This is a genomic window from Halodesulfovibrio oceani subsp. galateae (assembly GCF_055397225.1).
Window position 1 is genome coordinate 873,337 of sequence record NZ_AP042453.1, and the last position, 25,969, is coordinate 899,305.

General features: G+C 44.3%; 26 protein-coding genes. 14 read left to right on the forward strand and 12 right to left on the reverse strand.

Features of this window, described 5'->3' with window-relative positions; all coding sequences use genetic code 11:
• Window positions 1-273: 273 nt before the first annotated feature.
• The 4 genes from ACZ5V1_RS03880 to ACZ5V1_RS03895 form a co-directional block, all read right to left on the reverse strand.
• On the reverse strand, window positions 274-807 hold the full coding sequence (locus tag ACZ5V1_RS03880) for a hypothetical protein (RefSeq protein WP_464390704.1): 534 nt from the start codon (window positions 805-807) through the stop codon (window positions 274-276).
• Window positions 776-1,183 (reverse strand): hypothetical protein, encoded by a 408-nt coding sequence (locus ACZ5V1_RS03885; RefSeq protein WP_464390705.1) that lies wholly within the window; start codon window positions 1,181-1,183, stop codon window positions 776-778. The genes ACZ5V1_RS03880 and ACZ5V1_RS03885 overlap by 32 nt, the downstream gene beginning before the upstream one ends.
• A gap of 319 nt (window positions 1,184-1,502) precedes the next feature.
• Entirely contained in the window at window positions 1,503-2,321 is an 819-nt protein-coding gene (locus ACZ5V1_RS03890) for a helix-turn-helix domain-containing protein (protein WP_464390706.1), read from the reverse strand.
• A gap of 18 nt (window positions 2,322-2,339) precedes the next feature.
• Entirely contained in the window at window positions 2,340-2,720 is a 381-nt protein-coding gene (locus ACZ5V1_RS03895) for a cupin domain-containing protein (RefSeq protein ID WP_464390707.1), read from the reverse strand.
• A gap of 243 nt (window positions 2,721-2,963) precedes the next feature.
• Here ACZ5V1_RS03895 and ACZ5V1_RS03900 point away from each other — a divergent pair, with 243 nt between their 5' ends.
• Together ACZ5V1_RS03900 and ACZ5V1_RS03905 are read left to right on the forward strand one after the other, a co-directional pair.
• Window positions 2,964-4,397, forward strand: a complete 1,434-nt coding sequence (locus ACZ5V1_RS03900) for a sensor histidine kinase (RefSeq protein ID WP_464390708.1) — start codon at window positions 2,964-2,966, stop codon at window positions 4,395-4,397.
• A 75-nt stretch (window positions 4,398-4,472) separates the two neighbouring features.
• On the forward strand, window positions 4,473-5,840 hold the full coding sequence (locus ACZ5V1_RS03905; protein ID WP_464390709.1) for a sigma-54-dependent transcriptional regulator: 1,368 nt from the start codon (window positions 4,473-4,475) through the stop codon (window positions 5,838-5,840).
• Between the two features lie 84 nt (window positions 5,841-5,924).
• Here the strand turns inward: ACZ5V1_RS03905 and ACZ5V1_RS03910 are convergent, their stop codons facing one another.
• Complete coding sequence (locus ACZ5V1_RS03910; protein ID WP_464390710.1) at window positions 5,925-7,970, reverse strand: S16 family serine protease; 2,046 nt, start codon at window positions 7,968-7,970, stop codon at window positions 5,925-5,927.
• A 297-nt stretch (window positions 7,971-8,267) separates the two neighbouring features.
• On the opposite strand from ACZ5V1_RS03910, the gene ACZ5V1_RS03915 reads away from it, so the two are divergent.
• From ACZ5V1_RS03915 to ACZ5V1_RS03940, 6 genes are read left to right on the forward strand one after another with little or no spacing between them, the layout of a single operon-like run.
• On the forward strand, window positions 8,268-8,741 hold the full coding sequence (locus ACZ5V1_RS03915) for a hypothetical protein (protein WP_464390711.1): 474 nt from the start codon (window positions 8,268-8,270) through the stop codon (window positions 8,739-8,741).
• 54 nt (window positions 8,742-8,795) lie between these two features.
• Window positions 8,796-8,963: a hypothetical protein gene (locus ACZ5V1_RS03920; protein ID WP_160715712.1), complete on the forward strand. Its 168-nt coding sequence runs from the start codon at window positions 8,796-8,798 to the stop codon at window positions 8,961-8,963.
• A gap of 32 nt (window positions 8,964-8,995) precedes the next feature.
• Window positions 8,996-9,304: a hypothetical protein gene (locus ACZ5V1_RS03925; protein ID WP_464390712.1), complete on the forward strand. Its 309-nt coding sequence runs from the start codon at window positions 8,996-8,998 to the stop codon at window positions 9,302-9,304.
• A 27-nt stretch (window positions 9,305-9,331) separates the two neighbouring features.
• Window positions 9,332-10,399, forward strand: a complete 1,068-nt coding sequence (locus tag ACZ5V1_RS03930) for a sulfite exporter TauE/SafE family protein (RefSeq protein ID WP_464390713.1) — start codon at window positions 9,332-9,334, stop codon at window positions 10,397-10,399.
• Window positions 10,400-10,434: 35 nt separating this feature from the next.
• Window positions 10,435-11,298, forward strand: a complete 864-nt coding sequence (locus ACZ5V1_RS03935) for a universal stress protein (RefSeq protein ID WP_464390714.1) — start codon at window positions 10,435-10,437, stop codon at window positions 11,296-11,298.
• A complete protein-coding gene (locus tag ACZ5V1_RS03940) occupies window positions 11,295-11,645 on the forward strand; it encodes a hypothetical protein (protein ID WP_464390715.1) in 351 nt (116 codons plus the stop codon). The genes ACZ5V1_RS03935 and ACZ5V1_RS03940 overlap by 4 nt, the downstream gene beginning before the upstream one ends.
• Window positions 11,646-11,998: 353 nt before the next feature.
• Here the strand turns inward: ACZ5V1_RS03940 and ACZ5V1_RS03945 are convergent, their stop codons facing one another.
• Window positions 11,999-13,180 carry an iron-containing alcohol dehydrogenase gene (locus tag ACZ5V1_RS03945; RefSeq protein WP_464390716.1) on the reverse strand — a complete coding sequence of 394 codons (1,182 nt, stop codon included), beginning with the start codon at window positions 13,178-13,180 and terminating at the stop codon, window positions 11,999-12,001.
• Between the two features lie 634 nt (window positions 13,181-13,814).
• On the opposite strand from ACZ5V1_RS03945, the gene modA reads away from it, so the two are divergent.
• The 3 genes from modA to ACZ5V1_RS03960 are packed head-to-tail and all read left to right on the forward strand — an operon-like array spanning window position 13,815 to window position 16,920.
• Window positions 13,815-14,543 carry a molybdate ABC transporter substrate-binding protein gene (gene modA / locus ACZ5V1_RS03950; RefSeq protein WP_464390717.1) on the forward strand — a complete coding sequence of 243 codons (729 nt, stop codon included), beginning with the start codon at window positions 13,815-13,817 and terminating at the stop codon, window positions 14,541-14,543.
• Window positions 14,544-14,548: 5 nt separating this feature from the next.
• Window positions 14,549-15,226 (forward strand): molybdate ABC transporter permease subunit, encoded by a 678-nt coding sequence (locus ACZ5V1_RS03955; RefSeq protein ID WP_464390718.1) that lies wholly within the window; start codon window positions 14,549-14,551, stop codon window positions 15,224-15,226.
• A 20-nt stretch (window positions 15,227-15,246) separates the two neighbouring features.
• A complete protein-coding gene (locus ACZ5V1_RS03960; protein ID WP_464390719.1) occupies window positions 15,247-16,920 on the forward strand; it encodes a ribonuclease H-like domain-containing protein in 1,674 nt (557 codons plus the stop codon).
• A 192-nt stretch (window positions 16,921-17,112) separates the two neighbouring features.
• On the opposite strand, the gene ACZ5V1_RS03965 is transcribed toward ACZ5V1_RS03960, so the two are convergent.
• Window positions 17,113-17,367, reverse strand: a complete 255-nt coding sequence (locus ACZ5V1_RS03965) for a hypothetical protein (protein ID WP_464390720.1) — start codon at window positions 17,365-17,367, stop codon at window positions 17,113-17,115.
• A gap of 612 nt (window positions 17,368-17,979) precedes the next feature.
• Between ACZ5V1_RS03965 and ACZ5V1_RS03970 the strand changes: the two genes are divergently transcribed.
• Window positions 17,980-19,161, forward strand: a complete 1,182-nt coding sequence (locus ACZ5V1_RS03970; protein ID WP_464390721.1) for a Bcr/CflA family efflux MFS transporter — start codon at window positions 17,980-17,982, stop codon at window positions 19,159-19,161.
• A 630-nt stretch (window positions 19,162-19,791) separates the two neighbouring features.
• On the opposite strand, the gene ACZ5V1_RS03975 is transcribed toward ACZ5V1_RS03970, so the two are convergent.
• The gene (locus ACZ5V1_RS03975; protein ID WP_464390722.1) at window positions 19,792-20,379 is read right to left on the reverse strand and encodes an HD domain-containing protein; all 588 of its coding nucleotides are present in this window, start codon (window positions 20,377-20,379) and stop codon (window positions 19,792-19,794) included.
• Between the two features lie 42 nt (window positions 20,380-20,421).
• The gene (locus tag ACZ5V1_RS03980) at window positions 20,422-21,078 is read right to left on the reverse strand and encodes a CatA-like O-acetyltransferase (RefSeq protein ID WP_464390723.1); all 657 of its coding nucleotides are present in this window, start codon (window positions 21,076-21,078) and stop codon (window positions 20,422-20,424) included.
• A 130-nt stretch (window positions 21,079-21,208) separates the two neighbouring features.
• Between ACZ5V1_RS03980 and ACZ5V1_RS03985 the strand changes: the two genes are divergently transcribed.
• Both ACZ5V1_RS03985 and ACZ5V1_RS03990 read left to right on the forward strand, forming a co-directional pair.
• Window positions 21,209-21,874, forward strand: coding sequence for a Crp/Fnr family transcriptional regulator (locus tag ACZ5V1_RS03985; protein WP_464390724.1), 666 nt, complete (start codon window positions 21,209-21,211; stop codon window positions 21,872-21,874).
• A gap of 265 nt (window positions 21,875-22,139) precedes the next feature.
• A complete protein-coding gene (locus tag ACZ5V1_RS03990; protein ID WP_464390725.1) occupies window positions 22,140-24,449 on the forward strand; it encodes a mechanosensitive ion channel family protein in 2,310 nt (769 codons plus the stop codon).
• 139 nt (window positions 24,450-24,588) lie between these two features.
• On the opposite strand, the gene ACZ5V1_RS03995 is transcribed toward ACZ5V1_RS03990, so the two are convergent.
• The 3 genes from ACZ5V1_RS03995 to ACZ5V1_RS04005 form a co-directional block, all read right to left on the reverse strand.
• Window positions 24,589-24,822 (reverse strand): hypothetical protein, encoded by a 234-nt coding sequence (locus ACZ5V1_RS03995; protein WP_160715724.1) that lies wholly within the window; start codon window positions 24,820-24,822, stop codon window positions 24,589-24,591.
• A gap of 203 nt (window positions 24,823-25,025) precedes the next feature.
• A complete protein-coding gene (locus ACZ5V1_RS04000; RefSeq protein ID WP_464390726.1) occupies window positions 25,026-25,322 on the reverse strand; it encodes a hypothetical protein in 297 nt (98 codons plus the stop codon).
• Window positions 25,323-25,609: 287 nt separating this feature from the next.
• Window positions 25,610-25,933, reverse strand: a complete 324-nt coding sequence (locus ACZ5V1_RS04005; protein WP_464390727.1) for a DUF3955 domain-containing protein — start codon at window positions 25,931-25,933, stop codon at window positions 25,610-25,612.
• Window positions 25,934-25,969: the final 36 nt, after the last annotated feature.

The following is a 25,969-nucleotide window of genomic DNA, read 5'->3' on the forward strand; positions in this document are numbered from 1 at the left end:
GCTAGACTGCTGTCTTGCTTTTTTTGTGTCAATTAGTATCGGTATACGTTGTATAGGATGAGGCTGGCTATCTTTTTCAAGCAGTATCCGTGATGGTGGGGACTACTTGATCTGGTTGGGTTTTTCTTTGAGAAAAGATCGCACCGCGGAATATGTAATACATTGCAAAGGTTCAAAAAAAGCCCCTCACCATTGGTGAGAGGCTTAATTTGTCTCAAAAATATCTGTCAGCAGTTTCAACAAGGCACGCTGAAAAACAGAGCGTTGCGGCTGCTACATGTTTTCTTTTTCAAGGAAAACAGCTTTGCCGACTTTAGAAAAAATAGTTTGGTACACGGTGGCATTATATACAGGCTGTGACCAGATATTACCGCCAGCGTTACTTACGGCTTTTTGTACGATACTGATTCGTACCTGAACATTTTTTCCGTAGGTTTTAATAAATGATGAAGCCTCGGAGCGGAGTGTTGTCTGGTATGTGCCAGCACCTGCACCAAGGTTAAATTCTGCGGCAAATTTTGTGCTGCTATCAAGTTCGTAAACTTCTTTAGCGGCAGTAATTACGCCTAGTTCCTTGTCTGTTGAGCTGATGCTGAAGCCTTCGTCCATAAGCGCAGCAATAACAGCTTTAACTACTTGCAGTTCTGTTATGCCAGAGTATTCGCGTGTCTGCATCTGGCGAATCTGTAGCTGTGTCATATCAGGTGCAGGTGGCGGTGTAGGGGAATGCGCGCAGCCTGCAAGGAACATTAAACAAAGTGATATGAGAAGCAGTTTAGAACTTGCTTGAGTGATACGAAATCTCATCTACGAATCCTTCAACAAATTTGATGATAACTGTGAGTGTGTTTTGGGAAGATTGCACTGCACCTGCGCTGCCTTCACCACCAAGGAGGATCAAAAAATATCCATTGGAACTGTTAGAGTAGCTTTTTGCTGAGCTAACTTTATCCCAAATGTATGTTTCTTTACCGGAAGAGTCTTTTGTTACGATGTTAGGTGATCCCAACGTAGCAATAACGTCAGGCTGACTCATTCCTTTCTGAATTTTAGCTTGCACTACACCAGGTGTAAGCTTTTTTCCGTCTTCAATTCCAACGCCTTTCTGGTGATGCTGTGCACCACATCCTGAAGCAAAAATAGTCAGGATAACCATAAGGCTGAGTGTGGCTAATCTATACATACTTTCTCCTTAGCGGATCTTTTAGTTCTTTTATTGGTTATGAGCAATTTTTTTTCTTATTTTTTTAAGCGATCTCAAGTTGTTAGGGGTAAAATGCTGCTTGTTGATGTAACTGGTTGTACTGTTAGGAGAAATGATCATCTAACAGCAGAATGTATATCTGTTTTACATTCTTTTTTATGCAACATTCCATGCGACTATCCATATAATGTTTGCAAAAAAATTTGGTTAGCGCGGAAGGTAAAGAAAAAGTGGTTATCGTAAGGGAAAGATAATGGCTTTGATGTAAGAAAAATACAGAAAAAGGGCAGGGTGTGTCCTACTTGGAATTTGTTTTGCGGTAATTCCCAGGTGAAACGCCCATTATTTTACGGAAGGTGCGCGTGAAATGACTTTGGTCGAAAAAGCCCAGTGAGATGGCAAGCTCGCATAGCGGGATGCTCATGCTCAGTTGTTGTCTTGCTTCGGCGACTCGATGCGCTTGCAGATAGTCGTTGGGGCTTATTCCCATACGTTTCGTGAAGATCCGTTGAAAGTGAAACGGGCTTAAACATGCGTGCTCTGCAAGAGAAGATAAAGGCAGTTTTTGGGCGTGGTTCTTTCTAAGAAATTGGCAAGCGCTGTCCACCACTGGCTCAGGGGGCGGAGTGTCTTTAGGCGATGTTGTAGGCTGGTCTTGCAGTAGGGAAGTTATATATTGCTGGATTAAAGTAAGGGCATGATGATTCATGCCCTGTGTTTTTATGAGGGTAAAAATGTTTTGAAGTTGCTGAGAAAGGTGTTCATTCTTGTGGAAAATTTGCGAAAAAAACGGGCGAGAATGCTTACTGCCTAAATGTTGAGCAGCAATTTTTTCCACCATTTCAGGTTTCACACTGAGAATGTTGTAGCAATGATCAGCGCTACACGTACATGCATGAACCTGTGCGGGGTGCAGTACAAACAGTTCCTGTGCGGCAATACAATACGTATCGTCGCCACATGTAATACTCCGTGTACCCACTTCAACAAGTCCGAAGAGGTAGGTTGAGTGGATATGGCGTTGGAAGGAGTTTTGTATTCGTTTCCCGAATATTGCTTCAATTCCCCATTCTTCAGAAAAATTGAGAATGCGGACTTCACTTTTCTCTTTTACCATTCGTACCCACGTCTATCACTATACAAGCGGTGGAAAAAATTTTGCTAACAGAATGAGCCCCTGCGTACCAGCCATCACCTGATGGGGCTCACCTTCATTAATTACTGTCATTACTCCAGGTTCATAACAGATTGTTTTTCCGGTTAAAACACATTCTCCACTGCCGTCTATAATTTCGTGCAACTCTTTTTGTTCTTCGTGGCAGTGAGATTCCAGACCGCATTGTGGGGCAACTTTAATTAGGTGGGAGCTGAAGGTGCTGCCTGTTTCAGCACTTGTGAGCAAATGTTTGATCTGAATACCTTTGAAAGTGGGATGATCAACCCATGCAACATCGGTAAGGTTTTTTGAGCTGTGGGAAAAGTAGACTGTATTATTGGCAATTGTAGAAACGTTCATTGGTATACTCCTTGGTGTTTCCAGCAAAGTATAGGCAGTCGATTGTGCCGTATTGTACAATCTTGCTTTTGCGATGATGAATCTGCATATATGAACAGTTACTAAAAAATTAATCATGGTTATGGGCTCTAATCTGTTCAGGTTATTATCTTGCGCCTTGACTTTGTGCTAAAAATCACAATAGAATATTTCTATTCAGGTATAATAAATTCAATGTGTTGTGTGGTTCGGTCAGGAGGGTGGATGCTGAGACTTAACGTTCGACAGCGGATTATTGCAGGCTTTCTCATCCTTTCTATTTGCTTAGGAGGGCAGACATACTTCTCCTATAAGCAATTACTTCTTGTTGAGGATAAAACATATTCTGTTGAATTTATTGATGATGTGGAAAGTTCTATTTTGAATTTCCGTCGGCAGGAAAAAAACTACCTGCTGTATGGAGAGGAAAGCAGTTATGATCTCGCCCTTGAAGAAATAGAAAATACGCTGCTGTTGTTGAATCAGCATTCTGATTTGAATTTTGATGCAACCATGATCGGCAATATAATTAAGCTGAAGAAAACGATTTCTGCTTATCGGGCAGGCATCATTTCCATGTACACTGTTGCAACACAAAAGGGGCGGAATCTGAAGGCTGAGATAGTAAAGCTGCGTGAAATCGGGCAGGAACTGGTTATTCAGGCGCAGAGTATTGCTACGTTGGAACGTGAAAATATTCTTAAAATTAACAGGCAATTGCGTAAGCAGTTGCTTTTTTCTATTTTGACAGTGACATTTTTATTCCTGTGTACCCTGTATTTCATCACCAAACGGATTGTGAGTCCGCTTAAGATTATTGAAGAGACCACAAAGCAAATTGCGCAAGGTAACTTTGCACCTGTTGAAGTGGAAAATGTGCATGATGAAATTGCACAAGTTCAGGTCGCTTTTAACCGTATGGTTTCTGAACTGGAGCATCGGCAATCGCAACTGGTTCAGGCGCAAAAAATGTCATCCATCGGTACGCTCAGTGCCGGTATCGCCCATCAGGTGAATAATCCACTCAACAATATTTCTACCTCAGCGCAAATTCTGCAAGGTGAACTGAGTAGCTCCATCGATCCTTTCGCTAAAAAACTGCTCGATAATATTGAAACAGAAACAGCGCGTGCGCGGGATATTGTCCGTGGGTTGCTTGAATTTGCACGTTGTGCAGATTTGTCTGTACGCACAGTGTCGTTGAAGAATGTTGTGGAGAATGCTGTACGGCTTGTTTCGTCGCAGGTTCCTTCCGGAGTGACTTTGGAAGTGGATGTGCCAGAAGATATTTATGTGCATATTGATCCACAGAGAATGGGTGAGGTGCTGATCAATCTCATCATTAATGCTATTCAAGCCATGAAGGTGAACACTTCGGGCTTCATTACGATAACTGTACTTGAAGAACATGCTGAAGAATCTGTAACACTTGTTGTAACTGATTCCGGCAGGGGCATTAGTGAAGCTGATTTGCCCAAGGTGTTTGATCCGTTCTTTACACGCAAAGATGTGGGTGAAGGCACGGGGCTGGGACTTTCGGTCGCATACGGCATAATAGAAGAATTTGATGGAGAGATCCGCGTAGAAAGCACACTCGGCGTCGGTTCCAGATTTTATATAGACTTACCGCTGGTGACCAGCGATGAGAGTGTCGCCTGAAAGAGCCATTCAAGCGGCTGGCAGCTACCGTTATCACGGCGGTGGTGTTCGGCTCAAAAGCATATGTAGGGCGTTATGAATGAAGCGAAGATATTAATTGCTGAAGACGAGTTAATTGCTCGGGAAAATTTAGCGCATGTATTAACTCAACAGGGTGCAACTGTTACCGCTGTAGAAAACGGTGCGCAGGCACAGGCCGCTGTGGAAAAAGATCAGTACGATGTTGTGCTGACGGATATGCGTATGCCCGACATCAGCGGGATGGAATTGCTTCAGTTTATTAAGGCCAAGGCTCCGGATACAGAGGTTATCGTGCTGACAGGATACGCCACTGTAGATAATGCCGTGCAGGCAATGGGCAGAGGTGCGTTTCAATATCTTGCAAAACCGGTTCGTCTTGATGAAGTGAGTTTGCTGACACAGAAGGCGCTGGAAAAGAAACGGATGAAAGAAGAAGTAGCCATGTTGCGACAGCAGCTGGGAACTTCCGGTTCTGATAGAATAGTGGGGCACAGCACGCCGATCAATGTTCTGAAGCGTCAGATAGATCAAGTTGCGGCTGTGGGGTGCACAGTGCTTATTCAAGGTGAAACAGGAACAGGCAAAGAGCTTGTTGCTAAAGCTCTGCATATGGGAAGCCCTAGAAGAAAGAATTTATTCTTCGCCATTAACTGTGCTTCGTTTAATGAAGAGTTGCTTGCGAACGAATTGTTCGGGCATGAAAAATCTGCATTCACAGGTGCTCATAGTGCAAAGAAAGGTTTACTCGAATCTGCGGATAACGGCACATTTTTTCTGGATGAAGTCGGAGATATGCCACTGAGTATGCAGGCGAACTTGTTGCGAGTTCTTGAAACGAGAAAGCTGCTCAGAGTTGGCGGAACAATAGAGGTGCCGGTTGATGTGCGCATTATCGCAGCAACAAACCGAGATTTATTGAGCATGGTGGAGCACGGAACATTCCGCCGTGACCTTTATTACAGATTAAATGTCATAACGCTTGAGGTTCCGCCGCTTCGTAAACGTAAAGATGACATACCGTTGTTGGCTGGCTTTTTCGTGAACAAATTTGCGTCTGTATTCAAGAAGAAAATTACCGACATTGATGATGAAGTGCTGAAGATTCTGTCAGGATATGCTTTTCCCGGTAACGTTCGCGAACTGGAGAATTTAATGGAACGTGCCGTTGTGCTGTGCAACGGAAAAGTAATCCGCGTAGCACAGTTACCGCCTGATTTATGGGGTGATAAGTTGCTCCGGTCAACAGTGTCGACTTCTCCCATTGAGTTTGATGACGTGGTGTCGCTTGAAGATAACGAGCGCCGATACCTGCGTTGGGTTCTGGAACAGGCAGAGGGCAACAAAACCCGTGCAGCAGAATTGCTGGGCTTGAATAGAGGCTCACTATGGAGAAAAATGAAACGGCTCGGGCTTGATAATTAGCCCGTAGGTGTTCATTGGTTTTAATTTTTCATCAGTGTTGTTCTACTCTTGCTGCTTTTGCTCTGAAAGCATGTCTTCTGTGTCTTAGCCTTCTCCGTGCGCGTGCTGTAACTCTGAGGATGGCAGGAGCACTAAATCTACCACTTCATTGATAGAAGATATAAAATGCAGTTCCGCTGCGGTGCGTACTTCATCATCCATAACAAGCACTTCTCTCTTGTTGCGTTCCGGCAGCAGAATAGTACGAACTCCGGCTTGCTGCGCCGCCAAAATCTTTTCGCGCAATCCTCCTACAGGTAATACTCGCCCGCTCAGGGTAAATTCTCCAGTCAAGGCAACGTCCCGTCGTGCAGGTCTTCTTGTGAGTAGTGACAGCAGCGCCATGGCGATTGTTATTCCTGCTGATGCACCGTCTTTTGAGATGTCGCCAGCGGGGATGTGCACATGGATATCCGTTTGTTCAAACATATTCTCATCAATTGAAAACTGCGTAGCATTGCTCCGGATGAAACTGAGTGCTGTCTGGGCGGATTCTTTCAAAATATCTCCCAGCGAGCCTGTCATCAATAATTGTCCGGTGCCTTTCATTTTGGCTGTCTCAATATAAATAAGCTGCCCGCCGTATTCGCTCCATACCAATCCCGCTGTTACACCGATAAGCGGCTGCGCTGTTGCTGCCTCAAAAGTGTATCGTTCGTACCCCAGTAGTGAAACAATATCGTCGCTTGAAACAGAGATAGGTGGTTGTTTGGCCTGTTGCAGAATTTCTAAATTAATTTTGCGGCAGACGTTACCTATTTCTCTGTTCACACTGCGCAGTCCTGCATCTCTGGTGTAACCGGAAATGAGTGTGGACATGGCTTCCGGTGTGAATGAAATTTCGTTTTGAGAATAGCCGAGAGTGCGTAGCTGACGCGGTGCAAGGTAATCCAACCCGATCTGTTTTTTCTCATTCAAGGTGTAGCAGGAGAAGGGGATAATTTCCATTCTGTCCCGCAAAGGTGCGGGGAGATTTTCCACCACGTTTGCTGTTGTAATGAACATGACGCGGGAAAGGTCGAATGGCGTATCAATATAGTAGTCTAAAAAATGTCTGTTCTGTTCAGGATCAAGAATTTCCAGCAGGACAGAGGCAGGATCGCCTCGGAAATCCTGACCAATTTTATCTATTTCATCCAACATAAAGACGGGGTTATTTACACCGCATTTGTTCAGTTCGCTGATGATGCGCCCAGCCATTGCGCCCACGTACGTGCGTCTATGTCCGCGAAGTTCTGCCTCGTCGCGCATTCCGGCAAGTGAGAGTCTGACAAATTTTCTGGAAAGGGCATTGGCGACAGATTTACCGATGGATGTTTTGCCGGTACCCGGAGGGCCCGTGAAGCAGAGGATTGGGCCGGAAACGGAACATGCCTGTTTCTGCTGTTCTAAAATTTCTTGAACGGTATTGCGGAGAATCTCTAAGTTGATGGGTTTAGGCAGATAATGCAGAGCACCTTGTTTGAGTGCGCCAATGGCGTTGTCTACGGTTGCATAACCAGTAACAATAATAAGCTTGGTGTCCGGCCACTCTTCCTGAACATAGTTAAGCAACTCAAGCCCATCCATTTTCTGCATTTTAAGGTCGGTTACAATGCAATCCACATTGCGCTCTTCCAGAATACTTACAGCCTCCAGACCATTTGAGGCGACAAGGATTTCGCAGGAAAGTTTACCAAGTGCGTACGCCATATTGTCGCGGGAGATTTCTTCATCATCCACAACAAGTACGGTACTTTTTTTAATATGACAGGTGATGTTGGAAGCTAAGTACTCTAGAATGCGTTGCTTTACGCCATTCAGCCCAAAGTGTTCCTGATTAAGCACGGTGACGGCGTTTTCCAGCTCCAGATTATCCTGAGATGAAATATTCCACGGAAGCGAAAGCAGCATCTCTACATAGGTAACACCAACGCCAAACTCAGCAATGGACGGATCTGTTCTGTCCAGCTTGGTGATTTCTTCCAGTGCAATGTGCCGCACATTTTCAGGCAGCTTTGCTTTCTCAACGGCGCTACGCAGCTCTTCCTGCGTGGTTGCGGTTGTTTCCGGTACAGGGGCAATGTTCTCTGGTCTGCTAAAAAGTCCCATCTTTCCCGCCTTTTGTTTATCTATGTATATCAGGTTGATATCAGTAAATCTATGTATTCCGCTGCTGCAATATGCAGCATTTTTTTTGCGATATAATCCCATGTTGCAAATGAATTGCTGCAAATTGCAGCGATATAATTGCAACCGCTGTAATATGTAGCGGTTTTTTCTGTAGCAAAAATGCATCTGTAAAGTAAAATCAGTTAAAACAGTAAGTTATATGTTGGCACGGATGCTGCTTTATTGGAGGAGATAACCCCGAGGAGAATGGTGAGATAATTCATGAAGATACTTAAGATGCTGGAGTCCGTAACAACCGCAGCAGCATTTGCGGAAGCAGGTGAGTGGGATACGGCTCTGGAAATGATGAAGGCAGATGAGAAGCAAAAGAAGATCATCGTCGCCTATGAGGGAGAACCAGCCGAAAGGCAGGTTATCCAAGCTGCGTTGCCTATTGCAGCACGTTTAGGGTGCGAACTGTTGTTCGCCTGCGTGCTGGGCAAAGCAAAAGCAGGGCAGCTGAGCAAAAAGTTTCTTGAATCATCAAACCGTTCTTTCAAACAAATATTTAGCGAGGAGGTCGCCAAATTACCGGGTTCCACCCCGAGCATTAATGCCAGGCAAGTTGTTGTGTTTTCGAGCTTTTGCGAGGCAGTACGAAATATTTGCAATGAAACGAGAGAAGTAGAATTTGTTCTTCTGCGGTGTGAAGAACGCATACCAGCTCAATTACACATAGATGTGCCCTATTTTTTTATGACGAATACTTAGCATGGGGAGATGCTGAGTAACGCAGAGGTCCTACGCTTGATAAAGGAGGGCGTTGTGAATCTGTTTAAAACGCTAGAAAGGCTATTTGTAGCGGTCGTGTTTGCTGAGAGTGGCGATAGTGATACGGCTAATCGTATCGTCAACGAGCATAAGGGGAAAAAAGCAACATCTAACAGACAGGCTTCAAAGAACGCAAAAAAAAGACCTCAGTTACGTGCGTAACACCAAACGCAGGTAGTACCGAAGGAGATATAATGAACGCTCACGACAGAAAGAAAAAAGCAAAAATTAAAGCTCTATTATTCGGCGCAGTAAGTATCGCCTTATACGCAGCTGTTTTTAAATTGGCAGATCCTATGGTCACTTTATATGCAAAAGGTGGCGCGTACTGTTTGCTGCCTGTTTCAACTGTATTTTTGTTTTCCTATGTACATGGGAACTTTGCCAGTAACGTCTGGACAGCATTAGGCATTGAAGCTTCTTCAACTGCTGAGAGAAAGACTAAAAAGGCAGAAACAACTCAGCGTAAAGACACCCGAAGTCGCGCGGCAATGAATGCGTAGCAGTGACGAATAGTCAGGAGATATACCATGCATGATTTATTATTAGACGGCGCGCGCTTTGTAGACTTGTCTCTTGCGGGTGTGCTTTTTCTCTTCTTTGTAGGTTTCGTAGGCGGACTGGTAAGTGGCTTTATCGGCTCCGGCGGCGCATTTGTTCTTACACCGGGTATGATGAGTCTCGGCGTTCCGGGACCTGTCGCTGTTGCAAGTAACATGTGTCATAAATTCCCTAAAGCACTTGTAGGCGCATTGAAGCGTTACAAGTACGGTCAGGTAGATATTAAAATGGGTCTGATTGTCGGTATCTCTGCCGAGGTTGGCGTGCAGCTCGGCATTCAGGTTCAAAAGTTTATTCTTGAGATGTGGGGGCCAGCTGGTTCAAACCTTTACGTTTCCTTAGCATTTGTGTTTGTTCTGGTTACCGTTGGCAGCTTTGTTATGAAAGATGCCATCACCACAAAACGTAACGGTGGTGAAGAAAAAGTAACCAACCTTGCTAAAAAACTGCAAAGCATCGAATTGTGGCCAATGGTGACCTTTAAAGGCAGCGACATCCGAATTTCATTCTGGTTTACCGCACCGGTTGGCCTTGCAGCAGGTTTGCTTGCAGCTACTATTGCTGTTGGCGGTTTCGCAGGCGTACCGGGTATGATCTACATTATCGGTATGTCCAGCCTTATGGCATCTGCAACCGAGCTTGTTGTTGCATTTGTAATGGGTCTTGGCGGCACGCTCATCTGGGCATTCTATGGTATGGTAGACATTCGCCTTACCCTTATCATTCTTGCCGGTTCATTATTTGGTGTTCAGCTTGGCGCAATCGGTACTACGTATGTTAAGGATTATGTAATCAAATACGTAATGGCGACTATTATGCTGATCGTTGCATTCAGTCGCGGTCTTGCTATCCCTAAATACTTAAAACAGCTTGATGCTATTAACTGGGACTCCGGTCTTATCAGTAGCATGAGTCAGGTAAGTTTCGGACTTATGTGTTTTGCTTTGGGCGTAGGCGCGTACATCATTCTTAAAGGTATGATCGTTGGTCGCAGAAAAGAACGTGAAATGGAAATGGGTGCAGGCTCTAACGCATAAGCACGATGTAATCTAAGCACAAAAGGGCGTTACGAATGTATAAAAAAATGCTTGTAGCTTTTGACGGCGCAGAATCATCCTTGGATATAGTTCGGCAGGCAGCACGCTTTGCACGTTCTGAAAATTCCATGATCGATATTGTTACGGTTTGTCCGGAGTATCAGGGTGATTTGCGAATCCAAGGTGATACAAGTGTTCTGTACGATATGTATGAAAACATTCGTAACGCTCTTAATAATGCAGTCTCGTTATGTGAATCAGAAGGGATAAAGGTTCGGGGGCATTTCTGCATAGGAAATCCGGAAGATGTTCTTGTGGAGCAAATAGCCTCCCTCGGGTGTGACATTGTCGCACTCGGCACGCACTCAAAAAAGCTTTTGCAATCCATAGTGATTGGCTCTGTTGCCGGTACCGTAGTGCGTCAGACAGATTGTGACCTTCTGGTCATCACAGGAAACAAGGGACTTTCATTACAAAGTATTTTTCTAGCATATGATGCAAGCGCAGAAGCCAATGCTGCAGCGCAACAGGCGAGCGCGTTGGCAGAACGCTATGGTTCTCGACTTACAGCCGGTATCGCCTATGAAATGGACATGGAGGCGTTCAGCCTTTCACCAGTGGTAGAACGTACAGTGGTGGAGAAAACAGAACTGGCTGTGGAAGCCGTGAAAAGCATAGTCGACGCTTCGGATGTAAGGGATTTTGATGTGGCAGTGCGCTACGGCAATCCAACACACAAGGTGTTAATTGAAGAGGCGCAGAAAAAGGACGCAGGGCTGGTCGTTATTGGGGCGGGTGTTCGCAGTAAGCTGTCCCATCTTTTAGTGGGTGGTGTGGTGCATAAACTTGTATACAGCAGCGCTTGTCCCGTACTTATTGTTAAGGAGCAGATGCAATGAGCGTAGAAGTGATAGCAGACGAATGTGATGCAGCGGCAGAGCTGGAATATGCTGATGACGACAATATGCGGTTCAGCACATACTCCTTTGTTAATGTAACGACAAACGAGCAGTACGACTTTGACAATATGGTTTTGGAAGAGTCTTTGGTCGCAAAAGGCGGGCTTGTTGTGTTTATCTTGGAACCAGACAAACCGCGTTTTTATACAGTCGAATTGGTGGATGACACAAATCAACGTGTCGAGCTGACAAAAGCTAAGAATGGATTCAGTAAAATTTTGCTATTGTTTGCGTTACTCGGTGCAAGCTGGTTTGTTCTCGACTACATTATGAAGTTCTTCTTCTAAGACGAGTTTAGTCAATAATCTTTGACTGAAAACGTAGCGCATAAAAAATTTATGTACGCTTTCAGGTTGCTGAAAGGTGCAGAGCGACGATGTCATGATATGGCATTTGTTCCCATGTTTTCCAAAAAATCAGCTATGCACCCAACCTGCATCTGCTGACCGCATAATAAGAGTATGTAGCTCTTGGCGTAGGGGCTACATACCCCAAATTTACCCCAGTTCCGTATCGGCTGCATGAACTTTTTCCTCCTGTAGCCTTTTGCCCCCTTCTCAGTGCATGAGAAGGGGGCATTTGGTTTTGCGAGGAGCGAAAACACAACAGCATGGGGATGTCGTTGTGTATGATGGTTTAGTTACATAGCGGCTTCATAAATTTCCATAACTTCTTCATGAGTGAGTGTACGTGGATTTGTGAGTACGCATGCGTCTTTTTGAGCATTTTCAGTCATGATTGGAATATCAGCGATTGTTACATCTTTACCGTAGCGTTTTCCAAGTTCTTTTAATCCGCTCGGGATGCCGACATCTTTAGATAATGCGCGGATTGCCTTCATACATTTTTTAGCAGCATCGCGGGTGCTGACGCCTTCGATATCTTCACCCAGCCATGCAGCCATTTCTGCAAAGCGATCCATTTTAGCGATCAGATTCCGTTCTTCAACAAATGGTAAGAGAATAGCATTACATTCGCCATGCGGCAGGTTGTAATAGCCGCCTAACTGGTGCGCCATAGCATGAACATGCCCGACACTTGCATTGTTGAAGGCCATTCCTGCCAGATATTGAGCGTAGCACATGCCTTCGCGAGCATGAATGTCCTGCCCGTTGGCAACAGCTGGGCGCAGGTGCTTTGAGACAAGTTTGATTGCTTTTTCCGCACATGCATCAGTCAGATGTGTTGCTGCTATGGATACATATGCTTCAATGGCATGTGTTAATGCATCCATGCCGGTTGCTGCTGTGAGGGCGGGTGGCATTCCCATCATCAGCAGCGGGTCATCTAGCGCGATGGCAGGTGTTACGTGCCAATCAATGATGGCCATTTTTACTTTGCGCGCCGTGTTGGTAATAACGCAGCAGCGTGTCATTTCTGAAGCAGTACCGGCAGTGGTGTTAACTGCTATATATGGCGGCATACCTTTTTCTGATTTATCCAGCCCTTCATAATCGTGAATAGTACCACCGTTGGTGCTTACCAGTCCTATGCCTTTGCCGCAGTCGTGCGCGCTGCCGCCACCAAGGGTGATGAGCGAATCACATTGCTCTTTTTGATATACGGCAAGTCCGTCCGCTACGTTTTTATCTGTAGGGTTCGGTACTGTTTCATCAAAAACAACACAGCGAATACCGTCCGCCACAAGCAGATCTACAATTTTTTGAGTCATGCCGATGGCAGTCATTCCCTTATCTGTTACCAGCAGCGGCTTGGTTCCACCCAACGAGCGGACTTTAGCGGGGAGCTCTTTATGTGCTCCGATTCCCATCAAGGTAACGCTTGGAATAAAAAATCCATTTACTTGTTCGCATATAGGCATAGCAGTCTCCATAACTTAAGTTAATTTGAACTGACGAAAAGAGGACACAAAGGGGAACTGCGCTCATTGCTGTACTATTTTTGGTGTTCGGCGACCAGTGAGGTGAACCTGAACGTCGAAGGTGAAAATATACGGAGTACAGCTCTTCATTAAAATATACCGAAAAATAGACAGAGTGCAGACATTCACTGCCAAATACAGAGCGAAGACACTCCTTGGGCGACACGAGGTGTCGCCATCAACGTATCAGTGAGAGCGTATGCCTTCTATTTTATGAGTGTTGCTCTTAATTTGAAACAGTATGTACTCCCATATTTTTGAAGAAACATAACCGTCCGTATATGTTAGAAATAATAACCTCCGCAGTAGTGAATCCAGCAAGTCTATACAGCGTCCATTGTGCAGGGCGAGTATTAGAATTTTTGAAGAAGTTGAACTTCTAACTATTTGAAATTGTAAGATGTTGTTGTGCAGATTCTTAGTTTTATTGTGACATCTGGTTGTGGCTGTACGCGCAAGGGATGATGTCACGTTTTTTATTGTTTACGTGACTTGGTTGTGTTTGAGGTTGGCTTTACATAGAGAATCAGCGTTGTGCGTTATGTTTTTTTGTATCTATGTAAGGATAAATATTATGAATTTACTTCGAATTGCTCTCATGGGCGTATTTCTGTTTGCTACTTCAGTAACAGCATGCTTGGCTGACGATGTTGTTTTGGCATCCGGTGCTGGATACAAAAAAATGGTGAACGCTCTTGTTGCAGAATATGCGCAGCAGACAGGGAATTCTGTTGATCTTATCTTTGGCAATATGGCTCGTGTTACCACGTTGGCAAAGCAGGGGGATAAGGTAGGGCTGGTGCTCGGTGACACCGGTTTTTTGGAAAAAGCACATCTCTCCATGCAATCGATGCAGGAACTCGGACGCGGCAAGCTTGTGCTGGCATTTTCCAAATCCGCAATGGCATCAACTGTTGAAGGATTGGATACTCCGCAGATAACTCGCGTTGCGTTGCCGGATGGTAAGAAAGCTATCTATGGCAAGGCAGCGCGTGAATTTTTACAATCAAGCGGAAGGATTCCTGCGATTCAGCCTAAGCTTGTGGAAGTTTCCACTGTTCTGCAGGTGTTTTCATACTTAGCAACCAATGAAGTTGATATGGGATTCTTGAACCTTACCCATGCGTTGAATGTTGCAGATAAGCTTGGCGGGTATGTGATGGTGGATGAGTCTTTGTACTCTCCCATTTCAATTGTTGTGGGTGTACTTGCCAACAAATCGCAGGCAAAAGAACAGCAGGACTTTTTGAAATTTCTCAATACGCCCCAAGCGCAGGCCATTGTTCATAAGCACGGGCTGTAGTCTGTATGGATTTTTTTGCAATATTATCGGAGCAGCAAACTACTGCTCCTCTGTATCTTACGCTAAAGACGTTATGTCTTGTGGGGATACTGCATTTAGTAAGCGGTGTTTTGCTCGGGTATTATCTGACCAGTAAAAAAAGCATGATGCGTTCTGTGGTGGATTTTTTGGTAACGCTGCCGCTAGTGTTCCCGCCAATCGCCACAGGGTTTGTGCTACTTATGTTGCTTGGACGCTCAGGGCTTATAGGCACTGCGCTCCCTGTAGATATTGTGTTCAGTTTCACAGGGGTAGTCATAGCCTCGTTTGTGGCGGGGCTGCCGCTTATGGTAAAGTCTGTCGAAACGGCACTGAGGGGCGATGTACGGCGGCTGGCGGAGCTTGCCCATGTGCTGGGAAAGAATGATTGGGAGACCTTCTGGCAGGTTCTTCTTCCCAATATTCGTCGTAGTATAGCGACCGGTTGGTTTCTTGCCCTTGGGAGGGGACTTGGTGAAGTGGGTATAACCCTAATGCTGGGTGGAAATATTATCGGTAAAACCAACACGCTGTCTCTTGAAATTTACAACGCTGTGTTCAGTGGTGAATTTGATAGAGCAATGGTGCTGGCATCAATTTTGGCTGTTTTTTCCTGTGTGATCTTTATTGCGCTGAAAAAACTTTCGTCACCTAACCTGTTATAGGCGTACTGAATACAATACTGATGATCACAAATACATTTCTTCATATTAGAGGAATCAGCAAACGGCAGGAAGAAGTTCTCTGGCAACAGGGGGTAACGGACTGGACGTTGTTTGCGAAGGATGCGCCGGTTTCACGTCCCTGCGCGTTGAATGATTCTCTCGATGCACTTAGTTCAGGGGATGCTGAGTTTTTTGCCCGTGCCTTGCCAAAGGCGGAGCATTACAGGATTGCTTTGGAGTTTCCTGACGATGTGATGTTTTTGCGTGTGGAAACTACCGGAAGCAGCCTGTATTATGATTCGCTCACTATGGTAGGCTGGTCGTTTGGTAAAACATACAATGTGTATGTGGCGGGGGAGGATTCGAGTGCATTTGTAGAAGCAATACGGCGCGCAAAAGTTGTTGTGACATTTAACGGTACGATGCACGACTGCAAATTTATTCAGAAGCACTTTCCAGAAATGGTACTGCCGTCTGTTCATATTGATCTACGATATTGCGCAAAGCGGGCAGGATTGTCTGGTGGCAGAACAGTCATTGAACATGCTGTCGGGTTGGTTCGTCTCACAGTTGCCGAGTCCGCACCAGTGTTGTGGCATCGTTATCGTCGTGGAGATTCAGCTGCGTTGCGGCGGATGATCACGCATAACCATGCGGATATTGAAGCGCAGAAAGTGTTGCTGGATGCCTGTATCGCTCGTTTGTACGCCAAGAAATCTATTCCTGTTGCTGTGCGTTCCTCAGTGCGTTTTGCAAAATATTCAAGTGTAATCAAGTGGGCAAAGGCAACGAGCCGTGGCTTTAGTTCCGGCATTAAAATTTCTGCATACAAAGGTGATAAAGCTCCTGCTGTGACCTACAGCCAGTTGCAAGGAGACATGTCGCTTGATGATGTTTGTGTTGTGGGAATAGATCTCGTTGCGTCAGAAAAAAGGGAGTCCGGATTTTGTATTCTGCGTGGCAATGTTGCTACGACATCACGCATGAAGACTGATGAAGATATGATAGAAGCGGCACTTGTTGCAGGTGCCAATTTGATTTCTATAGATTCCCCGCTTGGTATCCCGCATGGACGAATAACGTTTTGGGATGATGACATCATGCGTGAGCAGTATGGCATTACTCGTGAATGCGAAAGGGTGTTAAAGCAGCGCGGGATTTCGAGCTATCCTTGTCTTATTCCCAGTATGCAAAAGTTAACCCAGCGGGGCATGGGGCTTGCGGCCAAATTTAAAGCACTTGGTCTGGAAGTCATTGAAGGATACCCCGGCGGCACGCAGGACATTCTTTCTATTCCGCGCAAGCAGGCAGGATTGGCAGATCTTATTGAGGGGCTGATTGAGTTCGGTATTACAGGTCAATTTACACAGGACGCAATGAGTCAGAAGGAAGAAGCGCAGGTTCCCAGCAACATCACGAATAGTCCTAAAAAAATACGCGCTAAAGCCAGCTGGAGTCAGCACGTGGATAACCGGACACCGTTAGATGGTGTTTCGGCGAAAAAAAATTCAACACAAGCTTCTTCCGTCAAAAAAGCTGTCACACAAAAAAGAATAAAGATCAGCCACGATGAATTGGATGCCATTACATCTGCCATTGTAGGATTATTCTATCTTTGTGGCAGGTACGAGGCATTAGGCAATGCGGAAGAAGGATATTTGATAATACCGTGCCTAAGGGGAGTCTCTTGCTAGTATCTGTAACTTTGTCTGATCGTTGAGGTAGGAAGGACAATGACTAAGTGGAACTGGCGTAAGGCTTAACGTCATTGACTGATAACGCACTGCCTTGAAAGAGGAGACGTGGTTGAGGGTACTTGAGTACATCCCCGATAAAAAGAGCTCCATCTATAGACAACGTAGATGGAGCTTTTTTATGTGCGGTGATTACATAAGAGCTTGAAGAGAAGCGTAATCGTATGCAGCTGTAATTTTTTCATGAATTTCTTTGGAAGAAATTTCACGGCTTATTTTGAGCTGCGTGGTTGTTTCGTTTAATCCGTCGTTCCAAGTGATGTCCACAAAGTAGAAATCTATGAAGTTCTCCGCAGTGTTTACAACTACTTTTGCATACTTAATTGGCTCTTCAGGAAGTGTTCCAAGCGCCGCCTTAACCTCTTTATCAAAAGTGGAAATATCCATATTCCCTCCTATAAAAAATTCCATATCGTATCATTGTAACAATACGCTGATATTTAGGTAGACGCAGCCTTTGTAGTGTACATAGTGACCAGTGGCAAGTATGTGTGTCTCAGTAAAATTACGTATTAAATTGTACGTAAATTGTCTGTTTATATTGCAGATGCACTCCACTACAAGATAAGAGCATAACTATGAAAGAAAATGATCCTTTTTATACGAAGCTGGCTTGGGCAATTATGATGACAGGGGTTGCCATAGGTGTAAGTGTTTTTATTTACTGCACTAAAAAAGGTCTGTAATTGCAGACTGATGAAAAACGAACACATTCTGCGACGAATACTTGTTGTTGCATGGCTTTCTTACTTCACGCGATTGCCTGATCGAACTTCATAAAAAAATCAAATTCTTACATACAGCTGTATGGCTTTGGGCTTGGATTTTTCCGTATTGTAACATTGCTCAGATTTATTCCAGCCTAAAGGTGAGGGGCTCTTTGAAGCATATGCAGGGTAAATAATCGTCAGTACTATTTTGCAACGGGTACTGTAGGCTGAACATTTTAGAGCCTGTTTTGGGTTAGTAGCAATTTGAACTTTGGGTACATGGAAAGATATGTCAAATTTTGTTTTTATTACGCTTTTGGCGGCGTTCCCGGCGCTGTCTACGGATATGTATCTTCCTGCGTTGCCTATTATTCAGGAACAGATGGGGATACCGCTGGCTACCGCGAACTTGTCGCTGGTACTTTTCTTTGTGTTTTTCAGCTTTTCGCTGTTGATCTACGGTCCGCTATCAGACCGTGTCGGCAGGCGTCCTGTATTGCTGGGCGGCATTACCATCTATATTCTTGGCAGCCTGCTATGCGCTTTGTCTCAAAGTATCTGGCTACTTGTTACTGCTCGTATTATTCAGGCAGCCGGGGCGGCATCTGCTTCTGCACTATCTATGGCTCTTGCAAAAGATTTGTACACAGGTGCGGAACGCCAAAAAGTGCTGGCGTACATGGGTGTTATTGTCCCGTTGTGTCCAATGCTTGCACCGTTGTTCGGTAGTTTTGTGTTGGAATTCGCATCATGGAATTGGATTTTTGTATGTCAGGCTGTGCTTGCAACACTGGCAATGTACGGAAGCATTACTTTTGACGAACCGGAGTTTGAAAAGATACGCGGTTCTGTTTGGAAAGTCGTTTCCCGTTACTCTGCGGTATTGTCTAATGTGCCATTTTCATTAAGCTGCTTTACCTTTTCCTTCATGGGTATCGGATTTTTCGGATTTCTTGCTGGCTCCGCAGATATTTATATTCTGTCATACGGACTGACGGAACAAGAGTATGCAATCTTTTTCGGCTTTAACGCGTTAGGATTTATGCTAGGCTCTCTGCTTTGCTCTCGTTTATGTATCGGCATGACTTCTATGGAAATATTGCAAGGCTCGCTTCTTGGCATCTTGGTTTCGAGTATTGGATTGTATTTCTTTGGGCACACCGCGATAGGGTTTGCAATTACCATGTTCTGTATGACCTTCTCGATCGGTGTAAGCCGACCTGTAAGTAACCATATGATCTTGGAAACTGTGGATTCCGACGTAGGTACCGCCGCGTCTATTCTCACATTTACCTATTTTATTCTTGGCGCATTCGCCATGCAGTTCATTTCCTTTGATTGGGTCAGCAAACCGGCTGTTATTTCTCAAATGGGTATTGCAGCGGCGATTATTCCTCTTGTGGCGCTTTTCTTCATGCGCAAAAGGCATGAGCAAGCACAGCAGGTTGAGCAGGAACAGGAGCAGGAATAAAAATTGCCGGTGGGTCGTGGGTTTGTAAGAATATTCTTATGATATAAAATTTGATCCGATAGGTACTGGCAGCAGAGTAAAGCAGCATCCATGCTTTTTCTACAGGCACACCATCAGTCGGAATGTAATATACAAAATAGAACGAACGTCCCTGTCTTCGAATGAAAACAGGGACGTTTTTTATGGAGAAAAGAAGTTTTGTTAATTGAGAATTAGAAGGCGTGGTGAAGAGTTGTGAGTAGTTATTGCAGATGAGGGAAGGGCTTTTAGTTGGTTTCGTTTATGAACATGGAAGAATGCGCAGAATGCTTGAAGCGTAGAAAACGTAATTTTTCATTTATGTCCCGTCATGTCATAGTCCTTCTCATCCAAGGAGGACGTATATGACGAGAAAGCAGCGAGATTGGAAAACACACATTGCAGCTTGGCAAAACAGCGACTTATCACAATCCGCATAATTTTCTAAATGCCGAAAGAATATCTCAGCCTAAGAAAGAAACTGGGGTTTATCAGCAATCTGAAGGCGGTGTCATAAGACACAGCCTTCAGATAATAAATGGGAGGTATAGGTAGTTAGACGAGTACTGTTATGTTTATTGACGATAAGCGTAGCTTTGTATGGGCGGTTGTTCAAAGATGATTCCTTCGAGAAAGCAAACAAGATTCCGTTTCAAGGTCTACAGCAGACCTTAACGCTCTGACAAAACCGTCCATCCCAGTATACTGCGCTCCATAATTAAGATTAAATGCGTAATCAAAATCAGGAGGGTTAACACCCTGCGCATGTTGCAAAAGAGTTTCAAGCTTGTCCAAGGCCTTGACTAATCGTGCTTCGGGAGTTTTAGCAGATTCGTACTCTTCCCATAAATCCATTATCTCTTCCTGTATGTCTTCAGGGAGTGGGCGCAATAGATCAACCATGTCGATCCGCTCTTGTTCATCCTTAGGGCCTTTCTGTTCCGGTGCGGGGATATCGCCATGAATCGTTTCCCCCAGGTCGTGAACAATGCAAAGATGCAATATCTTCAGTGCGTCCAATTCCGGGTATTCTCGACTTACGAGCATTGCAAAAAGACACAACCGCCAACTATGTTCAGCTGTACTTTCCTGTCTTCCTGACTGCGTCCAAGTTGCCCGCAGTGTGCTTTTTAAGGCCTCTGCTCTGCGCAAGAAATCCAGCAAACAACACACTGCATCCATGTTTTCACTAAGCAACATTTTTCATCCTTTTATTGATTAGACAGCAAAACGGGTAATAACTTATTTACATTGCTCAATGGTAAGATACGATTCCGGTCTGCTGAGCACTTCCTGAAAGGTATCGTAAAAAATACCCGCATGATATCCATCTGCGAGTCCATGATGCACCTGAAAAGAGTATGGCATCCACCACTGATCTTTTTTTTGGGTAAAACGGCCCCATGACAATCTTGGAATGGAATCATTGCGGCTCAAATGTACCGGATGCTGCATACTTGTAAATTTAATCCAAGGCAGGGAGGTCATATAAATCAAATCGTCCTGCTTCGGATCACCAAGCATCAAATGATTTGCTTGCTTAATCTCTTGCGTGTTTTCGTCGACTTCCTGAAAAAAACGTTGGCTATCATAGCTAAACTGAGCATTGCAGTAATTAAAAATGTTGTTCGCACCTGTTATGGTAAAAGAGGGGTGCACGAGTTCGTGTTCTACTACTTGATCATCACGAACGCGGGTTTTCATTTCCGGAATCTGGTTTGTTACATAGGAAGAAAGGTATAAAATTAAATTGAAAAACTTAATATCTTGCTCTTTCGCATAATTTCGGGTGGCGGTGACATCTACATCAAAGCAGACGTTAAAATGAGGGTAGTCCATTTCGGAAAAAAAATTGAAATAACTTTTTCTTTTCCATTGAGTTATATCTATAGTCTTCAAAATAACTCCAAGTGTACAGGCTATGATAATACACCAATATAAATTGCTTTTGTAAGGTCAGTCGTTCCGCAGAAAGCAATATATAAAAAAGAATTATGGAAAAAGGACATTTGTCCCACAAAGTAATTACATGAAATCAATTCACAACCAACTCGCCCAAGAACTTCTCGATGCATACGCACGCCAAAGTCAACAAACTCAGGCTCAAATAACGGAGACAGCGGTCTCCCCGGGAACCTCGATCATCAATCAGGAGGAGCCCCTTGAAAGCGTATTTATTGTTCTTTACGGCAGCATGAAAATCCATCTAACTACAACCAAGGGCACTGAATATCTCGTGGCCATTGGAGGTCCAGGGGAGCTAATCGGGGAAGTCGAAGCCCTGACTGAAGACCTTGCCACCTGTTCTGTAACTGCACTGACTGAAAGCAAAGTCGCGAAGATCTCGCAGAATGCCTATAGGCGTTGGCTCAAAGACGACCATGAGTTTGCACTATTAATTAACCGAATAATCTCCTACCGACTTCAGGCCATTACCAAAAGAGCTGCTATCCACCTTTCCTATCCCATGGAATATTCCGTTTTGAAGCTCCTTAAAATGGCTTCCATTCAAAATGTGTCAAAAAGATTGGATATTTCAAAAGATGAAATCGCCAACTATCTCGGTACGAGCGTAAGAAGTATAAACCGCATTCTGAAAGACCTACAAAACAAAAAAGTGCTCTCCCCGTCCAAGGTTATTGAAATTATATCAATGGAGAATCTTGAGAGAGCCTTGCGTACACACCACGAATGAAATTAAAAACCTCACCTTCCGTCTCACCCATACGATCCGCGGTGGCACCACTTTTTCTTCTCTAAAGAGATTCTTTGTAATCGTACAATCATCTGCACCTTCTTTCATCAATTGATAGAAGGTGCAGGTGGTTCGACGGTTACAAGAAAACAGCTTTGGATGAATTTGTAATGTAAGGAACTCGGTAAGGAATATAGAATAGGTGAGATTGGGTGTTGTGTGCGCTGGCGTAATGTTTGCCACTCTTACGAAGAGGTTTCAGCTTATGGGACGTTTATTCTTTGTCTTCTGTTTCATGTGGGTTCTTGCTTTCCCTGTCTTAGCTGTCGCTCAAGATGATGATACGTCAGCGAATTCCGTTGATACTGGCCGTCTTAACGTTCTGGCAATTCTTGAAGATGAAGAAACTTCTTTGCTTAAAGCAGGCGATACTAAGCTGGATGAAATTAGAGACGAATTACAGTTCTTGAACTCTGGGTATCGGCAGATAATTTTAAGTCTGGGGATAGCGAGCACCACGCCAATGGTGCTTTGTGAGTTTTATGCACACCTTTCCAGTATTAATGAAGAAAGTTCTGATATTTTTGACGCATTGAAAGTTCTACAAAAACAGGTTCAAACACGATTTGATGGTTTGGAAAATGCGTCAGGAAATTTTTCCAGTAAGAACGAAGCGCCATTGTCATCCGAAGAAGACTGGAATTATCAAAAATATACCGTCCGACTAAACGCACTCCAGAAGACATTAAAGCAACAATCCGTACGAATAAAGATTGAATTAGATATTGCAGAGCGGCTAGAAAAGAAATCGATGACTCTTTTGACTCGCATGGAAAAAGAGATTCCTTCCAAGTGGGAAAGCTATTTTCTGGTAGGGAAAAATCCGCCATTATCAAGTGACTTCTGGACAAGTGATTTTTCCCCAAGTCATTGGCTTTCGTTACGGCTTCCTGTCTGGTTAGGACGCCTTTCTGTTGCTTCAAAAGATTATACCAGTAAAGTTCTCTTCTTTTCTTCAGTGTTGTTACTCTTGAGCGGGCTGGGAGTGTTCATTGGGAAAAGCATTTTCCTTAAAAATGAACATAAGTCTGACCTGCCGAAATTTATAGCTGCCAGTGTGGTGGTGAGTATCGGTGCTTCCATTATGCTCACCAAGCATCATTTTTACCCTCATGTGACCGGTATAGTCGCCATTCTGGGAGTGAGCATTTATAGCTTCGGTTCAATGTGGGCGGGAGATATTATTCGGCGTACATTTAGTGACTATGACAACCCCTCCAGAATTCCTTTAACGTGGTTGTTTGCAGTGGGTGGGCTTTTGCTTGTAACTGGTCTGCCGGAGCAACTTGTTGTTTTTGTATGGGTGTTATTGGTTGTGATCATTGTCGCCGTTATGAAACGTCGCCTCTCTGCTCGTTCTCTTAGAATCAAACAAACTATCTGGCTGTGGGGGCTGGTAGCCTCTGTCGTTATGGCGTTGTTAGGATTCGGTCGGCTTGCCGTCCTGGTGGGAATGCTGATTTATACCGGCTATTATATCTATACGATAGGCATGGCTGTAACGTGCCTCGCAGCGTATGGAATTTCCCGTTTGCCGGATACCGGCATATATGCATTCGTTCGTGCATTGCTTATGGGGATATTGTCTCCATTAATATGGGCAGCATCGGCAGCACTTGCTGGATCTTGGCTTTACGACTTCTTCGGTGCAGGCGTGTTTAAAGCAACAAGCGATTTCAAATTCGGTTGGAAAGGTTTTTCGTTGCAGCTGTTCAATGTAGTTATGGTTGTGGCTCTTTTTTTTCTGACTCGTGCGGCAATTGCAGTGGTTAAAACCTATATCAATCGTGAAGGAAAAAAGTGGCCAAGGTCAAAGCGCGGCACAATACATTCTTTAGAAACCATTTCGGCATACACATTCTGGGCGTTGTTTGCCTTGTTTACAATGGGATTTCTTGGTGTAAACTTAACAAGCTTCACTGTTATCGCAGGTGGTCTTTCTGTGGGTATCGGCTTTGGTATGCAGGCTATCTTTAATAACTTTATTAGCGGCTTAATTTTACTTTTTGGTCGCTCCATTCAGCAGGAAGATATTATTCAGGTAGGGCAGCTGTGGTGCACTGTGAAAAAAATTAATATTAGAACCACGGTCGTTGAATCGTTCGAAAATGCGAGCATCATAATTCCCAATTCCGATCTGATTGCAACACAGGTAACAAACTGGACAAAAGACGATCCTACATTGCGCAGGGATATTCTTGTTGGAGTTGCATACGGCTCAGATACAAAGCTTATTGAGAAAACTCTCATGAAAATAGCTGTCGATCACCCGCGAGTATTATCGAAACCGGAACCTCGGGTTTTGTTCAATGACTTTGGAGCGAGTAGTTTGGATTTTATCTTGCGCGTATGGATTGATGACATTGATTTTACGTTAAAAACAATGTCTGATTTACGCTATGAGATAGATAGAATTTTCCGAGAGCTGGGAATTGAAATTGCATTCCCGCAAATGGATCTGCATGTGCGGTCTGCTGAAGGGTTGAAGGCATTAAAAGATGCGCCTTCAAGTTAGAGCGAAAGGCAGGGACATTTGCAGGCAGCATTCAGTTCATATTTGAACTATGGACACCTCTGGCATGACCTTTATAGATGTAAGCGCATAAAAAGCCCCGTACAGCGAACTGTACGGGGCTTTTTATGTACGGAAAATCTTATTTTTCTTCTTCTGGCTTGCACCAAACGCAGAATTTTTCTTCACGTTCGGTAACTTTGCCGCCGCAAGTTGGACAGCCGTTTTTAACGCCGCCAGCTTGAACAACTTTTACTACGTCGCCAGTGTTGGCAACCCATGCGCCATTTGGACCTTTGGAGAATCCAAGCATGCCACATTTTTCACAGTAGTAATTAATCATCTTATTGTCGCCACAACGTATACATCCGTTCATGTGTAATCTCGCTTTATGGTAAGAGCTTGACGGCTCATGTGTTTCATTTTGAACATCCATAATAAGGTGAGGAAAACTGCAAGTCAACGGATACCCGAAGCGAACGTCTGGTTCCTGCTTGTACAGCATGTGGTTCAGAACAGAATTTCAGGTAGAATTCACTGAGCACTGGCTGTAAAGCATTGTCCACTATTGGTTAAGAATTAACCAGCGTTGTTGAGGGACGCGCTTAATTCGTCCAGCAGGGCCGTTTTTTCGGTCGCTGTGCATTCCTGTACAAACTCTTCCAGCAGGCCGATTACTTCTTCAACACACGGGGCGTTGTTATCCTGTAAAAGCTCTGCAAGAAACAGCGTCATGCCCATGCCGTCAGCACGGTTCAAGTGAGCGCTTTGTTCTGCGGAAGCAGTTGTAGCGTCATCCCAAATGTATTTTTCACAGTATGGGCTGTCCTGTAATACGTCTTTAACTATGATTTCGCATTCTGAAAGAGTACGCATAAAGTAAATACCTTTTACTTAGAGGTTATGTTTGCAGTACTCGTAATAATATGAGGTTATAAAGTAAAGTCAACATGCGTTAAAGATAGAATATAAAAGAGCCGCCATATTGAAAAATCAATATAGCGGCTCTCGCAGTATAGAGAACATCGTTGGGACTAAGTAACGATGTTCACCCACAGCAATTTGTAGATTCCTTTAAACAGGAATTTTTGGTGTTACGCCTTGGTTAGCACTTCTTGTAAAAGACAGTGTGTGTTTCAGGCCGTTGTATGCTCGTGAGTTTTTTAAGGATGTTTTTTTTTGTGGAAGCACACCGTGCGGGTGAATCCAATAATGAAGGAGAGCATGCTGATGAAAAAAAACAACCATGTGAGCGGAATAAGGAAAAACGGTTCAATGAGGAAGCCGTTTTCATCTATATGAGATCCAATGACATTATAGCTAATGCCACAGACCAAACTTGCTATCAGAAATAGCCAGGCAATCTTGTTTTTGAAAATACACATAACGTTCTCCATCAATTCTATTTCTATCGTAGCCAGAAGTTTGGCGTATGAGGTTCTACGTTGTGACCGGAACGGTAGTGTAAGCGGGTAGATTGCAAGCATAAAGGCTTTTCTCGGTTATCCTCACGAAATGAGGCT